The organism is Flavobacterium sp. 25HG05S-40, assembly GCF_052654735.1.
Window position 1 is genome coordinate 748,217 of sequence record NZ_CP199750.1, and the last position, 20,539, is coordinate 768,755.

The 20,539-nt window shown below is 36.5% G+C and carries 17 protein-coding genes and 4 tRNA genes; 17 read left to right on the plus strand and 4 right to left on the minus strand.

Annotated features, from left to right (window positions below):
* Positions 1-74: 74 nt before the first annotated feature.
* The 4 genes from ACULEU_RS03210 to ACULEU_RS03225 all read right to left on the minus strand — a co-directional run bounded on the left by ACULEU_RS03210 (position 75) and on the right by ACULEU_RS03225 (position 7,009).
* Complete coding sequence (locus ACULEU_RS03210; protein ID WP_445454015.1) at positions 75-2,267, minus strand: T9SS type A sorting domain-containing protein; 2,193 nt, start codon at positions 2,265-2,267, stop codon at positions 75-77.
* A gap of 211 nt (positions 2,268-2,478) precedes the next feature.
* Positions 2,479-4,227: a choice-of-anchor tandem repeat GloVer-containing protein gene (locus tag ACULEU_RS03215; protein ID WP_445454016.1), complete on the minus strand. Its 1,749-nt coding sequence runs from the start codon at positions 4,225-4,227 to the stop codon at positions 2,479-2,481.
* A gap of 67 nt (positions 4,228-4,294) precedes the next feature.
* Entirely contained in the window at positions 4,295-6,475 is a 2,181-nt protein-coding gene (locus ACULEU_RS03220; RefSeq protein ID WP_445454017.1) for a T9SS type A sorting domain-containing protein, read from the minus strand.
* Positions 6,476-6,649: 174 nt separating this feature from the next.
* The gene (locus ACULEU_RS03225; RefSeq protein ID WP_445454018.1) at positions 6,650-7,009 is read right to left on the minus strand and encodes a hypothetical protein; all 360 of its coding nucleotides are present in this window, start codon (positions 7,007-7,009) and stop codon (positions 6,650-6,652) included.
* A gap of 138 nt (positions 7,010-7,147) precedes the next feature.
* On the opposite strand from ACULEU_RS03225, the gene ACULEU_RS03230 reads away from it, so the two are divergent.
* The 17 genes from ACULEU_RS03230 (at position 7,148) to rpoB (ending at position 20,470) form a co-directional block, all read left to right on the plus strand.
* Positions 7,148-9,070, plus strand: coding sequence for a tetratricopeptide repeat-containing sensor histidine kinase (locus tag ACULEU_RS03230; protein WP_445454019.1), 1,923 nt, complete (start codon positions 7,148-7,150; stop codon positions 9,068-9,070).
* On the plus strand, positions 9,060-9,674 hold the full coding sequence (locus ACULEU_RS03235; protein ID WP_445454020.1) for a response regulator: 615 nt from the start codon (positions 9,060-9,062) through the stop codon (positions 9,672-9,674). Before ACULEU_RS03230 ends, ACULEU_RS03235 begins: the two co-directional genes overlap by 11 nt.
* A gap of 212 nt (positions 9,675-9,886) precedes the next feature.
* Positions 9,887-10,081 carry a 30S ribosomal protein S21 gene (rpsU, locus tag ACULEU_RS03240; RefSeq protein ID WP_445454021.1) on the plus strand — a complete coding sequence of 65 codons (195 nt, stop codon included), beginning with the start codon at positions 9,887-9,889 and terminating at the stop codon, positions 10,079-10,081.
* Positions 10,082-10,153: 72 nt separating this feature from the next.
* On the plus strand, positions 10,154-11,050 hold the full coding sequence (locus ACULEU_RS03245; RefSeq protein ID WP_445454022.1) for a tyrosine-type recombinase/integrase: 897 nt from the start codon (positions 10,154-10,156) through the stop codon (positions 11,048-11,050).
* A gap of 31 nt (positions 11,051-11,081) precedes the next feature.
* The gene (gene hpf / locus ACULEU_RS03250) at positions 11,082-11,384 is read left to right on the plus strand and encodes a ribosome hibernation-promoting factor, HPF/YfiA family (protein WP_445454023.1); all 303 of its coding nucleotides are present in this window, start codon (positions 11,082-11,084) and stop codon (positions 11,382-11,384) included.
* Between the two features lie 91 nt (positions 11,385-11,475).
* Positions 11,476-11,549, plus strand: a tRNA-Thr gene (locus ACULEU_RS03255).
* A gap of 23 nt (positions 11,550-11,572) precedes the next feature.
* Positions 11,573-11,653: transfer RNA gene (locus tag ACULEU_RS03260), tRNA-Tyr, on the plus strand.
* 352 nt (positions 11,654-12,005) lie between these two features.
* A tRNA-Thr gene (locus ACULEU_RS03265) sits at positions 12,006-12,077 on the plus strand.
* Between the two features lie 61 nt (positions 12,078-12,138).
* Complete coding sequence (gene tuf / locus ACULEU_RS03270; RefSeq protein ID WP_445454024.1) at positions 12,139-13,326, plus strand: elongation factor Tu; 1,188 nt, start codon at positions 12,139-12,141, stop codon at positions 13,324-13,326.
* A gap of 64 nt (positions 13,327-13,390) precedes the next feature.
* Positions 13,391-13,461: transfer RNA gene (locus ACULEU_RS03275), tRNA-Trp, on the plus strand.
* 15 nt (positions 13,462-13,476) lie between these two features.
* The gene (secE, locus tag ACULEU_RS03280; RefSeq protein ID WP_445454025.1) at positions 13,477-13,674 is read left to right on the plus strand and encodes a preprotein translocase subunit SecE; all 198 of its coding nucleotides are present in this window, start codon (positions 13,477-13,479) and stop codon (positions 13,672-13,674) included.
* 9 nt (positions 13,675-13,683) lie between these two features.
* Positions 13,684-14,235 (plus strand): transcription termination/antitermination protein NusG, encoded by a 552-nt coding sequence (gene nusG, locus ACULEU_RS03285; RefSeq protein WP_445454026.1) that lies wholly within the window; start codon positions 13,684-13,686, stop codon positions 14,233-14,235.
* 64 nt (positions 14,236-14,299) lie between these two features.
* The gene (gene rplK, locus ACULEU_RS03290; RefSeq protein ID WP_236460692.1) at positions 14,300-14,746 is read left to right on the plus strand and encodes a 50S ribosomal protein L11; all 447 of its coding nucleotides are present in this window, start codon (positions 14,300-14,302) and stop codon (positions 14,744-14,746) included.
* Between the two features lie 3 nt (positions 14,747-14,749).
* Positions 14,750-15,439 carry a 50S ribosomal protein L1 gene (gene rplA / locus ACULEU_RS03295; protein WP_445454027.1) on the plus strand — a complete coding sequence of 230 codons (690 nt, stop codon included), beginning with the start codon at positions 14,750-14,752 and terminating at the stop codon, positions 15,437-15,439.
* Between the two features lie 23 nt (positions 15,440-15,462).
* On the plus strand, positions 15,463-15,963 hold the full coding sequence (gene rplJ / locus ACULEU_RS03300; protein WP_445454028.1) for a 50S ribosomal protein L10: 501 nt from the start codon (positions 15,463-15,465) through the stop codon (positions 15,961-15,963).
* 53 nt (positions 15,964-16,016) lie between these two features.
* A complete protein-coding gene (gene rplL / locus ACULEU_RS03305; RefSeq protein ID WP_133533660.1) occupies positions 16,017-16,391 on the plus strand; it encodes a 50S ribosomal protein L7/L12 in 375 nt (124 codons plus the stop codon).
* A gap of 266 nt (positions 16,392-16,657) precedes the next feature.
* A complete protein-coding gene (gene rpoB / locus ACULEU_RS03310; protein WP_445454029.1) occupies positions 16,658-20,470 on the plus strand; it encodes a DNA-directed RNA polymerase subunit beta in 3,813 nt (1,270 codons plus the stop codon).
* Positions 20,471-20,539: the final 69 nt, after the last annotated feature.

Genomic DNA, 20,539 nt, shown 5'->3' on the forward strand with positions numbered 1-20,539 from the left:
TTGTTTATTAGACGGAATAAAAACTCTAAGAAGTTTTGGGGCTATGCCTCAAAACTTCTTAGAGTTTAACAGAATTATTTAATAATTATTCGTTGGCTTTCTTGTTTGCCATCTACATCAATAACCACGATATAGGTTCCGCTAGAAAGATTTTTGTTTTTAATTTTGTTCTCTCCTTTGGTTAGCTCATAAGTACCTAGTTTTTTACCCGTCATATCGGTTATTGTAGCCGAAGCCGATTCTTTAACCTCGTTAATCTGGATATCGAAATTACCATCGTTAGGATTAGGGAAAATTATAATATTTTCTTTTAGATTTTTTGGATTTGGATTTGGATTTGCTTGTTTTAAAGTGCTTGTTCCAAAAGAGGTCGCGCAAACCACAATGGGTCCTGGATAATTAGCGCAAACTTGAGTAATAGGTCCACCACCACTACCAGAAATGGTTAACGTATTGTTTTGCGTACCACTGATACCAATGTTTCCACTAGATGCAGTATAATTCAATCCATTTACAGTCCAAGAGGTTACAGTACCACAAGCTCCGTTGACAGCATAACTATCAGAAAAAGGGCCAGGGGTTGTAACTACGGTATAATAATTGATTGATTTACTTCCTACTAAACTATTACAACCACTTGTTCCTGCTGCTGTTACTTTAAGAAGAGAAGTATTTCCAGTACCATTCATAAGGAACGTTGGATTTACAGTATTGCAATTAGCAGTACAGGTTACTCCTGCGGGTAGTGGTGCCCAAGTATATCCATTTGTTGCAACCCCAGCAACAGGGTTAACAGATATTGAAGTTACACTGCTTCCTCGTACTACACAATTGGCGCCGGCAAAAGTTGGCGTTTGTGGTCTCACGCTAAAGGTATAGTTAACAGCGGTTGCCGTACAAGCTGGAAAAGGCGTAGTATTGGCAGTAGCCGTCAGTGTATATATAGTATTCACAGGAGCATTGGCACCAATGGCTACGGCTACTGTACTGCTAGGTTGACCAGATACAGCTGATAACGTAATATTGGCCGCTGCTCCTGCCAGAGGAGAAGTAACCGTCCAAGTAACATTATTTGCCGCTGCAGTGTTGCCTAAGAAGAATTGATTATTACTACTACCCGCTGTCATACAGATTGAGCCGGGCGAGGTAGTGTTGGGAGCAATGAGAGAACCTGTTAAATTACGGTTAACTTGATAAGGTATAGTTACCGTAGTGTTGCAGGCACTAGTCATAGTTAATTCTAGTCTACCATTATTGTTATCAGGAGTGGTTACGGTTACAGTAGTTGTGCTAACTCCAACTACACTAGTAATTTGCCAGCTTAAATTGGAAGTAGTCCACAGATAACTGGCAGAGGTTGTATTGGGATATACTATTGTAAATGCTCCTGTTCCTGTGGGATGGCAGGTAGGAGGGGCAACGATGTATTCAGGATTTAGTAACGTGCTAATTATTGATTTACTACTACATGTAGTGTGATTAGAACTATTTTCTCCGTCCCAGTCATTTGCTCTACCATAGCAACATTGGAGTATAAATGAGGGTACATTTTCTCCTGTTTTGAGGGTTATAGAACTATTGTCAGCAGCAGAGTAAAGCAAAGTACAATTTTCGGGTATACCACTCCAGTAATACTTGTCAAAACCAATTTCATCGTTTGGATTATCACTGGCTATGGGGTCAACCGAAAAGGTATAAACAGTATTTGGCAGTACACAATCGGCACCATCTATAGGAGGAACTGAATTTTTTTTTCGATCGCTTTTATAGCGTTTGTATACATCAAACGTAATTTTGTTTATACATCGTCTATCATAATACGTAACCACAATTCTGCCTTTGCTTCTTGCCCAACTGGTGTCTAAATCGGGTAATGAAGCTGATGGCATTTCGCCAAAACGTAATTTTTTGTTATAGGATTGAATGTTTACTGGATTGGCTCCAGCTACAAATTGGATAGCTTGATTATAATTAGTTTCGGTTTGTAAGGATAAATCGCCAAGTAATTCCCATTTTATAAGTTCGAACTCATTTAAGGAACAATAGAAATTGCCTTCTTCTCCGGGGTAATCAAATGGATCGGGCATAACCACAATGCCTCCATCTCCCACTGCACCGCCAAATCCTGTCGACGTTCCTTGACCGTTTCCTGCAACTACTACTTCGCAATAGCGAGGCACTTTTATGATGGGTTGAGCAAAATTGGTGAAAGTTTTTAGTGAACATACTATCACTAGGAGGTATATTCTTATGTAAGTTGTTTTCATGGTTGTAGTTTGTTTAATTGATTTTTAGAATAAGAAGTAAACGATTTATTCTTACTGAATTTTAGTGAGCTGTTATTAAGCTTTAATAAGCTTATCAAGAATTAGCTCCAAAAAGGAGGATAGTGCAGTTGGGTTTAATTAGTTTTATGAGATTCTTCCTTTGTCGGAATGACAAAATGGGCTGTTTTTTTTCTAGCTTTTTAAAAATCTGTTATTCTTTTATAAACCTGCCGTTCCAGTTGCCGTAGTTGGTGGTAAGTGCCATGATGTAGATGCCACTTTGTAAATGGCTTACATCAATTGTATCAATTTCAACAGCTTTTTGTTCTACTATTATTTGGCCGAGTGTGTTGGCAATTTTTAGGCTGTTTACTGTTATGGCTATATTTTCTGGAAGTTTTATGTTTAAAGTATTTTGAGTAGGATTAGGATATAGTTTTATGGCTTTATCAAGTTGTGCAACGATGTTGGTTCCCAAACAATTTACGGTCAAGTTTAACGCCATGGTAGTGGTAGTGCCACATTCGTTGGTCATCACACAAGTATAAGTACCTGCATCGCTGGCAGTAAGATTGGTAAGGTTTAAGATTCCTGTGGTTTGTCCTGCTACATCTTGGTTACCTTTTTGCCATTGGTAGCTTGTAGCGTTGGTGTTTTGAATATCGTAGGTAAAAGTACCACCTACACACCCATCAAAAGTAGTAACATCAAAAAAATGATAGGAAGGTTTGCGACAAATTTCGACGAGGTTTTGGGTGGAAGCTTGGTTTCCAAAATCGCTGTAAGTGAGGGCGTCTGGGAATTGCAACGAATTAGTGGTGCTATTAAATTTAAATAAACCAGTTCCACCAAGATTTCCTGCAAATTCTCCAGTACTTAATTTTATTATATTATTTGGTAAATTTCTAAAAGGCATAAAGTCGGCAAGTTTTGCTAAGCTATTGTTATTGGGGTTGTATTCAAAAATGGTACCTGCTTTATATAACACTCCTGACGTAAAAGGGGATCTATAAGTATCACCACCATTTTCACAAGTGCCATATAAATTGCCATTGTTGCCAAGCACAAAAGAGGTAGGTCTAAAGCCTAAAGAATTGAAAACGTCAAATGTAATTTTACGAGTAAGTGTATTGGTTAGCGTGTTAAATTCAACGATAGTACCAGCAGGATAAGAAAATCCTTCAACAGGTAACCACTGATATCCTGCACCACTGGTAAAGAATATTCTGTTGGGCAAGGCTTCTATCAAAATACCATTAGAACCTTCGCCATCAGTCCCAACGCAAGCAAAAGAAGCTACTTTTTGGGCAATATTAGTTGCTGTATTTATCTTTATAACAGTACCCATATTTGGTTGTGGATCTATACCACCTGTACAAGGAAAAGAATTATCTGAAATAGCATACACAAAACCATTCGATGCTTTAATTAAATCGCTGTAGATACCACCCATAGCTGCGAAAGAATAGGTATGTGTTAGCGTTGTAACTGTTTCAGTAGCGATATCACAAACATAAAAGCTACCATAAAGTGTACCCCCATACAATTTCCCTGGAATGGGTTCAATTAAGCCTGAGGTCGGATTTGTAGCAATATTTGTAGGTGCTGAATAATTAAAATAATGCACCACTCTATAGGTGTCAAAAGTTAAATCGTATTCATACAACACACCATTGCCACTTTCTAGGAAAGTGGGGTCATTATTTACACCTCCATATGTTGCGGTGCCATAGAGTTTGCCATTACTGGCTAAAAATAGTTTGCCAATGGGTACTTTACCTGTTGGAAAGTTGAATTGATGGACGGTAACCGCATTTTCGCCATTGATGTCAAATTTTACAATGTTGCCTTGCACTTGAGCCAAACTTGGTTGTCGTGTTGTACCCCAAAGTTCTTTTTGTGCGTAGGTATTAAAGAAACACATCGTAAAAAAGAGCAGTAGTGTATTGATTTTTTTCATTGTAATTTTTTATAAAAATAAGGAAGTTTAGACACAATGTGCCTAAACTTCCTAGTGTTTAACAGAATTATTTAATGATTAGTCGTTGACTTTCTTGTTTGCCATCTACATCAATAACAATGATATAGGTTCCGCTGGATAGGTTTTTAGTTTTAATTTTGTTTTCTCCTTTGGTTAGCTCATAAGTACCTAGTTTTTTACCGGTCATATCGGTTACGGTAGCCGAAGCCGATTCTTTAACCTCCTTAATCTGGATGTCGAAATTACCATCATTAGGATTCGGGAAAATGATAATATTTTCTCTTAGATTTTTTGGATTTGGATTTGCTTGTTTTAAAGTGCTTGTTCCAAAAGAGGTAGCGCAAACCACAATTGGCCCAGGATAATTAGCGCAAACTTGAGTAATAGGTGCACCACCACTACCAGAAATGGTTAAAGTATTGTTTTGCGCACCACTGATACCTATGTTTCCACTAGATGCAGTATAATTCACTCCATTTACAGTCCAAGAGCTTACAATACCACAAGCTCCGTTGACAGCATAACTATCAGAAAAAGGACCAGGGGTTGTAACTACAGTATAATAATTGATTGATTTACTTCCTACTAAACTATTACATCCACTTGTTCCTGCTGCTGTTACTTGAAGAAGAGAAGTGTTTCCAGTACCATTCATAAGGAACGTTGGATTTACGGTATTGCAATTAGCAGTACAGGTTACTCCTGCGGGTAGTGGTGCCCAAGTATATCCGTTTGTTGCAACCCCAGCAACAGGGTTAACAGATATTGAAGTTACACTACTTCCTCTGACTACACAATTGGCGCCCGCAAAAGTTGGCGTTTGTGGTCTCACGTTAAAGGTATAGTTAACAGCGGTTGCCGTACAAGCAGGAAAAGGCGCAGTATTGGCCGTAGCCGTCAAGGTATATGTAGTATTCACAGGAGCATTGGCACCAATGGCTACGGCTACTGTACTGCTAGGTTGACCGCTTACAGCTGATAATGTAATATTGGCCGCTGCTCCTGCCAGAGGAGAAGTAACCGTCCAAGTAACATTATTTGCCGCTGCAGTGTTGCCCAAGAAGAATTGATTATTGCTACTACCTGCTGTCATACAGATTGAGCCGGGCGAGGTAATGTTGGGCGTAATGAGAGAACCTGTTAAATTACGGTTAACTTGATGGCGTATCACGACATTACTACCACAAGTACTACCCGATATAGTAAGTACTAGTTCACCAGGATTATTGTTAGGTGTATTTATCGTTACGGATGTAGAAGTGGTAGTACCAATTGTCCAACCCGTATTAGGAGCAGTCCATGTGTAAACAAGTGGAGCCGGATTAGGATATACTATAGTAAAAGATGCTGTACCAGTAGGATGACAGGTTGGTGGAGGAGTAGTGTATAAAGGTGTAGTAGGTAATGGTACTAATGGCAGTGAATTAACACACGTTAAATAATTAGCGGGAGGTAATGTTTGATTAGGACCATTCCCGCCATCTGCATTAGAGGTAGTATTGTATCGACCTACACAGCATCGTAACGTTGAAGTAGCAGGCACTGAACTGCCCATAGTAAAAGTTATAGAGCTATTGTCAGCCGAATAATATAAACCAGTAATTCCAGCTGGAATTCCACTCCAATAGTATTTGTCAAACCCAATGTTGTCGTTGGCATTATCACTCGCTATTTGGTCTATTGAGAAAGTATACGTTTTTAGAGGTTCAAGACACGTAGGACCAACTATCGTAGGAATACTTGTAAAGGTTTTAAATATGTCAAATGTGATTGAGTTATTACAAGGAGGGGCAGACCAACTTACTCTAACTTGACCTTTACTTCTCGCAAAATTTGTATTTGATGCTTCTGTAGAAGTAGTTCGCAGGTTTTTATTACAGGTAAAAATATTTGCAGATGAACCCGCTGCAGGTTGTGGAGGTGCATTATTAACGGCACTTGGAGTCACTGCGGTATTAGACAAATCTCCTTTCAACGACCAACTTGCTGATGTAGCTACACCACCAACAGTAAAATTAAAAGCACCGCCACCGCTTGGATCGGGCATGATGACTACACCACCGTCACCCACTCTGCCGATAGGATTTGCGCCTACCGTACCTCCGGTGCCTGCTACCACGACTCTACAGCCTACAGGTACTGATGCTACCGCTTGTGCCCAACTTGTTGCAGCACTCAAAAAAATACTTGCTATCGCAAGGCATTTTAAAATTGAATTTTTCTTCATTTTATTGTGTTTTGAATTGTTTGATTAAATTTTGTTCAATTCCTTTTGTTTAGCGTGGGAGGAATAGTAACCCACAAAATCTTTTTTCGTAGTTTTTTTAATAATTGCAGCATATCATAGTAATTAAAATTGTACCTACTCTTTATCGGATTTTCGGCTTTCTCCTGTATGTATTTATTCTTTTATGAACTGTTTGGTGATAACCCATTTTGCTTGTTCTTCTTTGTCAAGAAACAATTGGATGAAGTATTTGTCTTTTTCTAAATTTTCAATTACTATGATTTCATTATTGGTAGGAGTAATATTTTCTTCTTTCTTTAATTCAAAGTTGGAGTCGTAAATTTTATATCCAATTACGTTTGCAACATCAAGGTCAGGAAGAATTTCAATAGATTGGCTGTTGACTGTAGATGAGATGGTTACTTTGATTCCACCACCACCACCACCCATTGTTCCTGTTCCTGTTCCTGAGCTGGTTTGTGACCAAAGTGTAAGCGAAAAAAATACTAATAGGAGTGTAATTTTTGTTTTCATTTTTTTTAAAGGTTTAATTAAATTTGTTTTTTTTCTATAAACTTATTTTAAACCCTATCTCAAAACAATCCCATAAAACAAGGATATTTTATAGCTGATTAATTCGTTTTTTTTTAGGGGAAAACAATATATTTGTGCATGGTTGCAACGAAGAAATTCAGTATTATTCTCTTTTCACTTCTTTGTATTGTGCACTGTAGCGCACAAAAAGACATTGAAAAAATTAAGAGTGATATTGATTCTTTTTCAAAGTTTTTGGACAAAGATTTAGATTCAGCGCATTATTTCATTCATAGAGCCTATATAAAAAGTATCGTTTTAAAAAAGGATTCTCTACTTGCTAGAACTTGTTATAATTTGAGTTATTATTTCTATTTGAAAGATAACGTTGATAGTTCAAAAGTCTTTTTAAAAAAAGGACTTGAGTTTTCGAAAAAGTCGAATTTTAAAAAAATTATGTCGCTCAGTTACAATCAGGCTGGGACTATTGCGGCAGATGAAAATCAGTTTGAGAAAGCTTTAAAATACTACTTGTTAGCATTTGATATCGCAGAAAACAATAATTTACATGAAAATAAATCAAGAGTGCTTATTAATTTAGGGAATCTTTATGTGAGGCAAAAGGACACCTTAAAAGCATTAGAGTATTACAGTAAGAATATAGAAAATGCTTTAAAATTCAATTTGAATAATGAACTCATAAGTGGTTATTCTAACACAGCAATTTTGTATGCCTCTACAGACAAACGGAAAGCTGCTAAATATTATAATAAAGCGCTTTTGATAGCCCGAAAAAATAAGAATTTGTATGCTGAATATAATTTGCACATTAATTTAAGCGATTTGTATATCAGATATAAAAACGAAAAAGCGCTTAAAGAAGTATACCAGCAATTACTGCAGGCAAAAGTAATTCAGCAAAAGTTGCGTGATTCGAATTTGCTTTTTTTACTTAATTTTAATTTTGGAGGTTATTATAAACAGAAAGCACAATTTACTACTGCGATTGAATACTACAAAAAGGCACTGAATACGATAAATAAAAATACGCCTTCTAATCAGGTTTTAAATTTATATCACACACTTTCAGATGCTTATGTGAAAAATAATGATTATAAAAACGCCTTACAAGTTAAAGAAAAACAGAATAAACTTTCAGAAGCTATCTTCACTATAAAAAAAAATAAGGCATTTGATGAAATTCAGACTAAGTATGAGGTTGATAAAAAGAATTTAAAGATTCAGCTTTTAACTAAGGATAAAATAATCCAGAGCCGAACAAAACAAATCATTTTAATTGTCAGTGGAATTATTATTGTTTTTCTACTAATTTTTTTGCTCCTCTATAAACAAAGAGTAAAAACACAGAAAATAATTGCCGAAAATGAAAATAAAATTCATTCACAGGAGGTAGCTCGTTTAGAAAATGAAAAGGAATTAAAACGCATTTTAGGAGTAGTGGAAGGGCAAGATCAGGAAAGGAGCCGGTTGGCAAAAGATATTCATGACGGAATTGGCGGTACACTTGCTGGTATAAAATTAGAGCTTTCCCAAGTTAACACAAACCTAAAAAGCAGTAAAATAGACCAGATTATTACTAACATGCAAACGGCTTTTAACGACCTCAGATTAATTTCACATGATTTAAGTGTCAATTCTTTAAAAGAAAAAGAATTTGATTTTTTACTCAATAAGTTAAAAGAAGAGTACAAAGACAGAGGAGAATTTGATACAGACATACTCATTTTTCCTGAAAACGCAATGAATTCGATTTCGCATAATATTCGTTATCAGTTGTTTCGAGTTGTGCAGGAGCTATTTGCCAATACTTCAAAGCACGCCAAAGCCAGTAAGGTTGTTGTAAGCTGTACCATATTTGATGAACAGATAAACATAATATTTGAGGACAATGGGAATGGATTTGATTTTTCAAAAAAAACTGGAATAGGTTTGATAAATATTCAAGAACGTCTTTCAATTATTGACGGAACAATAGTCATTGAATCTAATCCAGGGAATGGTACTACTATTATTATTGATATTCCATACTATGGAAATTAATAATAAAATAAAAATTGCATTAGTTGACGACCATCAAATGTTTCTTGATGGGATGATATCCGTATTATCCAATGAAAAAGAGTTTGAAATAGTGTTTGTAGAAAACAATCCTCAAGTAGCACTTTTAAAGATTAGAACCAATATCCCTGATATCCTTATTTCAGATATTTCTATGCCCGAAATGAACGGTTTGGAATTCATCAAAATTGTAAAACAGGATTTCCCAGACGTCAAAATATTAGTGTTAAGTATGTTTGAAAGTCTTCAGTCAGTTGAGGATATTGATGGTTATTTGCTAAAAGAAACAAGTAAAGAAGAATTAATCAACACCATTATAGATATTGTTCAAAATGATAAGAAACATTTTGGAAGCGGACAAATCATAAAAAACACCTTCGATTTTAAAAGGTCTATTTTAACAGATAGGGAAAAAGAAGTTATTCAGTTAATTGCCAATGAATATACAACTGATCAAATTGCTGAAAAATTAAGTACAAGCAAAAGTACGATTGAAACACACCGCAAAAATATTTTCTATAAACTTCAGGTTAAAAACATTGCGGGTTTAATAAAAAAAGCAATTTATCTGGGAGTTGTGAAATAGATAAGATAGAAAGCGAATATAGACCAAAAGATGAGCGATTGTTTCTTGGTTTTTTTATTGCGTGAGGGATAGGAGCAAGTACCGTGTACTGCGGATAGCCCGGCCCGAAGGGACACGCTCAAACATTAAATTAAAATATTTCTCTTTCTTCTTGCTTCTTTCCTCTTTTTTCTATTACCTTTGCACCCTTAACGAGAGGAGGTGTCTATATTATGTTAATTATACCAATTAAAGACGGAGAAAATATCGATAGAGCATTAAAGCGCTATAAAAGAAAATTTGATAAAACAGGAACTGTTCGTCAGTTGCGTTCACGTCAGGCTTTCATTAAACCTTCAGTTGTTAGAAGAGCACAAGTTCAAAAAGCGGCTTATATTCAGAACATGAAAGACGGATTAGAGAATTAATACGTAATTTTCTAAAAATATACTAACCGTTAGTTGTTGAAGTTTCATAACTTTGATGCTAACGGTTTTTTTATGGAAAATTTTAAAAATAGCTTTCATGATTATCTTTTGTTGGAGAAAAACTATTCACAACATACCGTTACCGCTTACTTAAATGATCTAGGCTTTTTTGAGTCTTTTTTGTCGAGTGAATACGAGGATACTGATTTGATAAAGGTAAACTACAACCAAATCCGTTCTTGGATTGTCTCACTTTCTGACGATGGTATTGCTAATGCCTCCATAAATCGAAAAATTTCTTCGTTAAAATCGTTTTACAAATTTTTGCTCAAGACGAAGCAATTAGATGCTAGTCCGCTTCTAAAACACAAAGCATTAAAGTCGCCCAAAAAAATTCAGATCCCTTTTTCTGAAAAAGAGTTGGATTTGGTTTTGAATCAAATTGTTTATAAAGAAGGGTTTGAAGGCATTCGTGATAAACTGATAATAGACTTGTTTTACACAACCGGAATAAGAAGAACGGAATTAATTCATCTGAAAACGCAGCATATTGATTTGTCGAATGAGACTATCAAGGTCTTAGGTAAAAGAAATAAGGAGCGAATTATTCCAATTTTGCCAATTATTAGCGAACAGATAAAAAGTTATTTAAGGGAAAAGGCGCTTATTCAGGATGTTAAGGAGCAGGAGTGTTTTTTCATACTGTTAAATGGAGTTAAATTAAACGATTCGTTTGTTTATCGGCTAATAAATTATTACTTTAGTAATGTCTCTGAGAAGGTAAAAAAAAGCCCGCACATATTGCGGCATACTTTTGCAACTCACTTGCTCAACAAAGGGGCGGACATAAATTCAGTAAAGGAGTTATTAGGACATTCCAGTTTGGCATCTACTCAGGTTTATACACACAATAGTTTAGCAGAACTTCAAAAAGTGTATACCAATGCTCATCCTCGAAACAAAAAATAGTTCCCAATGTTTAATTAATAAAATAATAATTATGAAGGTAAATGTTCATGCAGTTAACTTTACTGTCGACAAAAAATTGGTTGATTTTATCAATGAAAGATTAGCAAAACTTGAAAAATTTTATGATAAAGTAGTTTCTTCAGACGTTTTTTTGAAAGTTGAAAAAACAAGCGAGAAAGAAAACAAGATTGTAGAGGTAAAAATTCATGTTCCAGGAGATGATTTTATGGTCAAAAAACAATGCAAAACTTTTGAGGAAGCGATAGAGATTTCAGCAGAATCATTAGAGCGATTGTTGATAAAAAGAAAAGAAAAAATCAGAACACATATTTAAAATAATTTTTTTATAAAAATGTTTTGAATAAATAACAAAAAGATATACATTTGCAGTCCGTTAGAAATAGCGGACTTTTTTTATTGAAATTGCCAGCGTAGCTCAGTTGGCTAGAGCAGCTGATTTGTAATCAGCAGGTCGTGGGTTCGAGTCCCTCCGCCGGCTCTTTTTTTATTGAAATATGGTTAGGGGAGATACTCAAGCGGCCAACGAGGGCAGACTGTAAATCTGCTGTGAGAACTTCGCAGGTTCGAATCCTGCTCTCCCCACAAAAGTTTTGATTGTAGTAGATGTTGAAAGCTTGCTTTCATAAATCTGCGAAAGGCAAAGCTTTCGTAAGGGGCCACCATTACGGATCACCGAAGCGTAGCGGAGGTAATCCTATTAAGTGGTTTCTTTTGAAAGCGTGTAAAGTCAAAAGTTTGGATAAGGCAACGCCTTATCAGGATCACAAGTTTACTTGTAGTCCTCGATATGAAAACCTTATCAGGGTCATCGCCGAAGGCGGTAATCAAAAAATCGGTTTGTTAATCGCAAGATTGATAATCCAAAAAATGGAATTTAGAAATGGGATTTGGTTTTTTTCTGAATGCTACTATCTAACTTCTGGACTAGGCAAAAGCCGACTTAGCTCAGGGGTAGAGTGCTTCCTTGGTAAGGAAGAGGTCACGGGTTCAATTCCCGTAGTTGGCTCAAATTAAATTGAAAATTGAACACTAATAAATATATATAACTAAGTTTAAAATTAATTAAAATGGCAAAAGAAAATTTTAACCGTAACAAGCCCCACTTAAACATTGGAACAATTGGGCACGTGGATCACGGAAAAACTACATTAACTGCAGCAATTACTAAAGTATTGTCTGATGCAGGATATTGTCAAGCAAAATCATTTGATCAAATTGATAATGCTCCAGAAGAAAAAGAAAGAGGTATTACTATCAACACATCACACGTTGAGTACGAAACTGCTAACCGTCACTACGCACACGTTGACTGTCCAGGTCACGCGGATTACGTTAAGAACATGGTTACTGGTGCTGCTCAAATGGACGGTGCTATTTTAGTTGTAGCTGCAACTGACGGGCCAATGCCACAAACTCGTGAGCACATCCTTTTAGGACGTCAAGTTGGTATTCCAAGAATCGTTGTATTCATGAATAAAGTGGATATGGTTGATGATGCTGAGTTGTTAGAGTTGGTTGAAATGGAAATCAGAGATTTATTATCTTTCTACGAATATGATGGTGATAATGGTCCTGTAGTTCAAGGTTCTGCTTTAGGAGGTTTGAATAACGATCCTGCTTGGGTACCAAAAATCATTGAATTGATGGAAGCAGTAGACAATTGGATCGAAGAGCCAGTTCGTGATGTTGCTAAACCATTCTTGATGCCGGTTGAAGACGTATTTACAATTACTGGTCGTGGAACTGTTGCTACAGGTCGTATCGAAACTGGAGTTGCTAATACTGGAGATCCAGTTGAAATTATTGGTATGGGAGCTGAAAAATTAACTTCTACAATTACTGGAGTTGAGATGTTCCGTAAAATCCTTGACAGAGGAGAAGCTGGAGATAACGTAGGTTTACTTTTAAGAGGTATCGACAAAGCGGATATCAAAAGAGGTATGGTTATCATTAAGCCAGGTTCAGTAAAACCACACGCTAAATTTAAAGCTGAGGTTTATATCTTGAAAAAAGAAGAAGGTGGTCGTCACACACCATTCCACAATAACTACCGTCCACAGTTCTACGTACGTACAACTGACGTAACAGGAGTTATTTCTTTACCAGCAGGTGTAGAGATGGTAATGCCAGGTGATAACTTAACTATTGACGTAGCTTTATTAAGCCCAATTGCAATGAACGTAGGTTTACGTTTCGCTATCCGTGAAGGTGGTAGAACTGTTGGTGCGGGTCAGGTTACTGAAATCGTAGAATAATTTAAATAAAATAGAAATTCAGCAGAGAACCGAAAGGTGCTCTGCTGTTTTTTAATAATAATCAACGGGCGTAGTTCAAGGGTAGAATAGCGGTCTCCAAAACCGTTGATGGGGGTTCGAATCCCTCCGCCCGTGCAAAAATAAAACACAATGACAAAAGTTGTTAATTATATATCAGAGGCATTTGAAGAATTAAAATCAAATGTGACTTGGCCAGAGTGGTCTGAAGTTCAGCGATTGACTATTATAGTTGCTGTTTTTTCAATTGTTTTCGCTTTAGCAACATGGGGCGTTGACGAAATGTGTGCCAAAGCTATAGAAGGGATTTTTAATTTGATAAAATCATAATTCTCTGAAATGGCTGATAATAATGTTAAAAAATGGTATGTAGTTAGAGCTGTAAGCGGGCAAGAAAATAAAGTCAAAGCTTATATCGAAACTGAAATCAATAGATTAGGAATGTCGGATCACATTTCTCAGGTTCTTGTGCCTACTGAAAAAGTAGTGCAAATTAGAGATGGGAAAAAAATCGCTAAGGATAAAGTATATTTTCCAGGTTACGTGATGATAGAAGCCAATCTAATTGGTGAAATACCGCACATTATCAAATCGATTACAGGTGTGATCGGATTTTTAGGAGAAGTTAAAGGTGGTGATCCTGTGCCATTGAGAATGTCAGAAGTTAATCGTATGCTAGGAAAAGTAGATGAATTAGCGGTTAACACTGATAATCAAAATATACCTTATACTATTGGTGAAACCATTAAAGTAGTAGACGGTCCTTTCAACGGTTTCAACGGAACTATTGAAAAAATTAATGAGGATAAGCGTAAGCTGGAAGTGATGGTTAAGATTTTCGGAAGAAAAACACCATTAGAATTGGCTTTCATGCAAGTAGAAAAAGTATAATTCGTTACACTATTATAAACCGCAAACGTCTGCTTCCACAGACTGCTGCAATTTTTTTTAAACAATGGCTAAAGAGATTAGTAAAGTAGTTAAACTACAAGTTAAGGGAGGTGCTGCGAACCCATCGCCACCGGTTGGACCTGCTCTGGGAGCTGCTGGTGTTAATATCATGGAGTTCTGTAAGCAATTTAATGCTAGAACACAAGATCAACCTGGCAAAGTATTACCGGTACAAATTACCGTGTACAAAGACAAATCGTTTGATTTTGTCGTGAAAACTCCACCTGCTGCAATTCAATTATTGGATGCTGCTAAATTAAAATCTGGTTCTGGAGAGCCTAATCGTCGTAAAGTTGGTAACGTTTCTTGGGACCAAATTAAAACGATTGCTGAAGACAAGATGACTGATTTAAATGCGTTCACAATCGAATCTGCTATGAGCATGATTGCTGGAACAGCTAGATCTATGGGATTAACTGTAACTGGAGATTCTCCTCTAAACAAAGGATAAGACATGGCAAAATTGACAAAAAAACAAAAAGAGGCTGCATCAAAAATTGAGAAAAACAAATTGTATTCATTAAAAGATGCTTCATCTTTATTGAAAACAGTTGCTTCTGCAAAATTTGACGAGTCTGTAGATATTGCTGTTCGTTTAGGAGTTGATCCAAGAAAAGCAAATCAAATGGTAAGAGGTGTTGTAACACTACCTCACGGAACTGGAAAAGATACTAAAGTATTAGCTTTAGTTACTCCAGACAAAGAAGCTGAAGCTAAAGCAGCTGGAGCTGATTACGTAGGTTTAGATGATTACCTTCAAAAAATTAAAGATGGTTGGACTGATGTTGATGTTATCATCACTATGCCAGCTATCATGGGTAAATTAGGTCCTTTAGGTCGTGTATTAGGACCAAGAGGTTTAATGCCAAACCCTAAAACAGGAACAGTTACTATGGAAATTGGTAAAGCTGTTGCTGAGGTGAAAGCAGGTAAAATCGACTTTAAAGTGGATAAAACTGGTATTGTTCACGCTGGTATCGGAAGAATTTCTTTTGGTGCTGAACAAATCGTTGACAACGCTCACGAAATTATTCAAACATTAATCAAATTAAAACCAACTGCAGCTAAAGGTGCTTACATCAAGTCTATTCACTTGTCAAGTACTATGAGTCCTGCTATTGCTTTAGATCCTAAAGCAGTATAATTGGTAGTTAAACAAATTTTATTATGACAAGAGAAGAAAAATCAATCGCGATAGAAGATTTAACTGCAAAGTTGGCTGAAACGAATGTAATTTATATTGCAGATACTTCAGGATTGGACGCTGAAACAACTTCAAGTTTAAGAAGAGCTTGTTTTAAAGCGGGAATCAAACTAGAAGTAGTTAAAAACACCTTGCTTGGAAAAGCAATGGAAGCTTCAACTAATGATTATGGTGATTTGCCTAGTATCTTAAAAGGTAACTCTTCAGTATTTATTGCTGATATTGCAAATTCACCAGCTAAAATCATTAAGGATTTCAGAAAAAAATCAGATAAACCAGCCTTCAAAGGAGCTTACATCAACGGTGAAATTTACATCGGTGACAACCTTCTAGATAGCTTGGCATCATTGAAATCTAAAGAAGAAGTTATTGGAGAAATCATTGGATTACTTCAATCGCCTGCTAAACGTGTTATTGCAGCATTATTAAACAATGCAGAGCAAAAAGGCGAATCAGCAGAATAATTAGAGCAGACTAAAAAAATAATAATTAAAGAACATTTTAAACGATAGAAAAAATGGCAGATTTGAAACAATTCGCAGAACAATTAGTTAACTTGACAGTAAAAGAAGTTAACGATTTAGCTACAATATTAAAAGATGAGTATGGTATCGAACCAGCTGCTGCAGCTGTAGTAGTTGCTGCTGGTGGTGGAGCTGGAGCTGAAGCTGCTGAAGAGCAAACAGAATTCACAGTTGTATTGAAAGATGCAGGTGCTTCTAAATTAGCAGTAGTTAAAGCTGTTAAAGAATTAACAGGTCTTGGCTTGAAAGAAGCTAAAGATTTAGTTGACGGTGCACCATCTAACATCAAAGAAGGAGTTACTAAAGCAGAAGCTGAAGGTTTGAAAAAATCTTTAGAAGAAGCTGGAGCTGTTGTTGAATTAAAATAATTCAACTCCGGTTTTAGAACTAGGTTTAGGCCTTGGACAATCGTCCAAGGGCCTAAACCATTTTTCGTATAATAAAATTATATCAAGTTTTATTATTCTACTAGCTTAAATACGAGTAAGCTTTTAATCAACTACGAAGAAAAAAATAGACAACTTTTCCTGGTTTATTTTTAAGAGGTGTTGATTATCAAATAAAGGAAAGTATAGATTATACAGTGTTTTTTAACACAAAAATTACTTTTTTTAAATCAAAATTTTGTCCATTGATGATAACAAATCAGACTGAAAGATTGAATTTTGCCTCTACTAAAAACATTCCTCAATATCCGGATTTTCTAGATGTTCAGGTTAAATCCTTCCAAGATTTCTTCCAATTGGAAACGAAGTCAGACGAAAGAGGCAACGAAGGTTTATACAACACCTTCATGGAAAACTTTCCAATTACTGATACAAGAAACCAATTTGTATTGGAATTCCTTGACTATTTTGTTGACCCACCACGTTATACCATTCAAGAGTGTATCGAAAGAGGTTTGACATACAGCGTGCCCTTAAAAGCACGTCTGAAACTTTATTGCACTGATCCGGAACACGAGGATTTTGAAACTATCGTACAGGACGTTTATTTAGGAACAATTCCTTATATGACTCCAAGCGGTACTTTCGTGATCAACGGTGCGGAGCGTGTGGTTGTTTCTCAATTACACCGTTCTCCTGGAGTATTCTTTGGTCAGTCTTTCCACGCAAATGGTACGAAGTTATATTCTGCAAGGGTAATTCCTTTCAAAGGGTCATGGATTGAATTTGCTACAGATATCAATAGCGTTATGTACGCTTATATCGACAGAAAGAAAAAATTACCTGTAACAACTTTATTCCGTGCTATCGGTTTCGAAAGAGATAAGGATATCCTTGAAATCTTCGACCTTGCTGAGGAAATTAAAGTGTCTAAAACAGGACTTAAAAAATATATCGGTAGAAAATTAGCAGCGAGAGTATTGAATACTTGGCATGAAGATTTCGTAGATGAAGATACTGGTGAAGTAGTTTCTATCGAACGTAACGAGATTATCCTTGATAGAGATACCATTATCGACAAAGATAATGTGGAAGAAATCATCGATTCTAACGTTAAATCTATTTTGTTACATAAGGAAGATGCGAATCAAGGTGATTATGCTATCATTCATAATACGTTACAAAAAGATCCAACAAACTCTGAAAAAGAAGCTGTTGAGCATATTTACAGACAATTGCGTAATGCAGAACCGCCTGATGAAGAAACTGCTCGTGGTATTATAGATAAATTATTCTTCTCTGACCAACGTTACAACTTAGGTGAAGTAGGTCGTTACAGAATGAACAAAAAACTTGGTTTGGATATCCCAATGGAAAAGCAAGTCTTGACCAAAGAAGATATCATTACCATTGTAAAATACTTGATTGAACTTATCAATGCGAAAGCAGATATTGATGATATCGATCACTTATCAAACCGTCGTGTTAGAACAGTTGGTGAACAATTGTCGCAACAATTCGGTGTTGGTTTAGCGCGTATGGCGCGTACTATTCGTGAAAGAATGAACGTTAGAGATAACGAGGTGTTTACACCAATCGATTTGATTAACGCCAAAACATTATCATCGGTTATCAACTCTTTCTTTGGTACGAATCAGTTATCTCAATTTATGGATCAAACGAATCCATTAGCTGAGATTACGCACAAAAGAAGATTATCAGCACTTGGACCAGGTGGACTTTCAAGAGAAAGAGCAGGATTTGAGGTACGTGACGTTCACTATACACATTACGGAAGACTTTGCCCAATTGAAACTCCTGAGGGACCAAATATTGGATTGATTTCGTCACTTGGTGTTTACGCTAAAGTGAACGGAATGGGATTCATCGAAACGCCTTACCGTAAAGTTACGAATGGTGTGGTCGATTTAACTTCGGAGCCAATTTACTTAAGCGCTGAAGAAGAAGAAGGAAAAATGATTGCTCAGGCAAACATCGAAATGGACGGAAAAGGAAAAATTACTGCTGATAAAGTAATCGCCCGTGAAGAAGGTGATTTCCCAGTAGTTGATCCAGGACAAGTTCACTATACAGACGTTGCGCCTAACCAAATTGCATCGATTTCGGCATCTTTGATTCCTTTCTTGGAGCATGATGATGCGAACCGTGCGTTGATGGGATCAAACATGATGCGTCAGGCTGTACCATTGTTACGTCCTGAAGCACCAATCGTTGGAACTGGTTTAGAGCGTCAGGTTGCCTCTGATTCTAGAGTATTGATTAATGCGGAAGGAAACGGAACTGTGGAGTACGTTGATGCTAACATGATTACCATCAAATACGACAGAACGGAAGCAGAAAGAATGGTGAGTTTTGATCCAGATGAAAAAACATACCAATTAATCAAATTCAGAAAAACGAATCAAAGTACGTCTATCAACCTAAAACCTATCGTAAGAAAAGGAGACAGAGTGAAATTAGGACAAGTACTTTGTGAAGGATATGCCACACAAAACGGAGAGTTAGCTTTGGGTAGAAACCTAAAAGTTGCCTTTATGCCTTGGAAAGGATACAACTTCGAGGATGCGATTGTGATTTCTGAAAAAGTAGTTCGTGATGATATTTTCACGTCTATCCACGTAGATGATTATTCTTTGGAAGTTAGAGATACGAAATTAGGTAACGAAGAGTTGACTAACGATATCCCGAACGTTTCTGAAGAGGCTACCAAAGATTTGGATGAAAATGGAATGATTAGAATTGGTGCCGAAGTAAAACCTGGCGATATCCTAATCGGAAAAATTACACCAAAAGGAGAATCAGATCCAACTCCGGAAGAGAAATTACTTCGCGCTATCTTTGGAGATAAAGCGGGTGATGTAAAAGATGCTTCGTTAAAAGCTTCTCCATCATTACACGGTGTAGTTTTAGATAAAAAATTATTCGCAAGAGCGGTAAAAGATAAAAAGAAACGTACCAAGGATAAAGACGATTTGACGTCTTTGGAAATGGAATTCGAAACTAAATTCGTAGAGTTAAAAGACAAATTGATTGAAAAATTATTTGTTATCGTTGACGGAAAAACATCGCAAGGTGTTATGAACGATTTAGGAGAAGAAGTGTTGCCAAAAGGTAAAAAATATACGAAGAAAATGCTTCAGGCTGTTGAAGATTTCGCTCACTTAACTAAAGGACAATGGGTTTCTGATGAAGAATCTAATAACTTGGTGAACGACTTAATTCACAACTACAAAATCAAATTAAATGATTTACAAGGTGCCTTAAGAAGAGAGAAATTTACCATCACTGTTGGAGATGAATTGCCAGCCGGTATTTTGAAATTGGCTAAAGTATACATCGCTAAGAAACGTAAGTTGAAAGTGGGTGATAAAATGGCAGGACGTCACGGAAACAAAGGTATTGTGGCTCGTATCGTTCGTCATGAAGACATGCCATTCCTTGAAGATGGAACTCCGGTTGATATCGTATTGAATCCACTGGGTGTACCTTCTCGTATGAACATTGGTCAGATTTATGAAACTGTTTTGGGTTGGGCCGGAATGAACTTGGGTAGAACTTATGCTACTCCAATTTTTGACGGAGCAACATTAGACCAAATCAATGAATTAACAGATGAAGCAGGCATTCCACGTTTTGGTCATACCTATTTGTATGACGGAGGAACGGGAGAACGTTTCCACCAAGCAGCAACTGTCGGAGTAATCTATATGTTGAAATTGGGGCACATGGTTGATGATAAAATGCACGCACGTTCTATCGGTCCATACTCTCTTATTACACAACAACCATTGGGTGGTAAAGCTCAATTTGGAGGTCAGCGTTTTGGAGAAATGGAGGTTTGGGCACTTGAAGCTTATGGAGCATCAAGCACGCTTAGAGAAATTTTAACTGTGAAATCGGATGACGTTATTGGTAGAGCTAAAACTTACGAAGCTATCGTTAAGGGTGAGTCTATGCCAGAACCAGGATTGCCAGAATCGTTCAACGTATTGATGCACGAATTGAAAGGTCTTGGATTAGACATCAGATTAGAGGAATAAATTAAGTCACAAGACGAAAGTCGAAAGTCAGAACGGCTTTTGACTTTCGACCTTTGACTTTTCACAAAT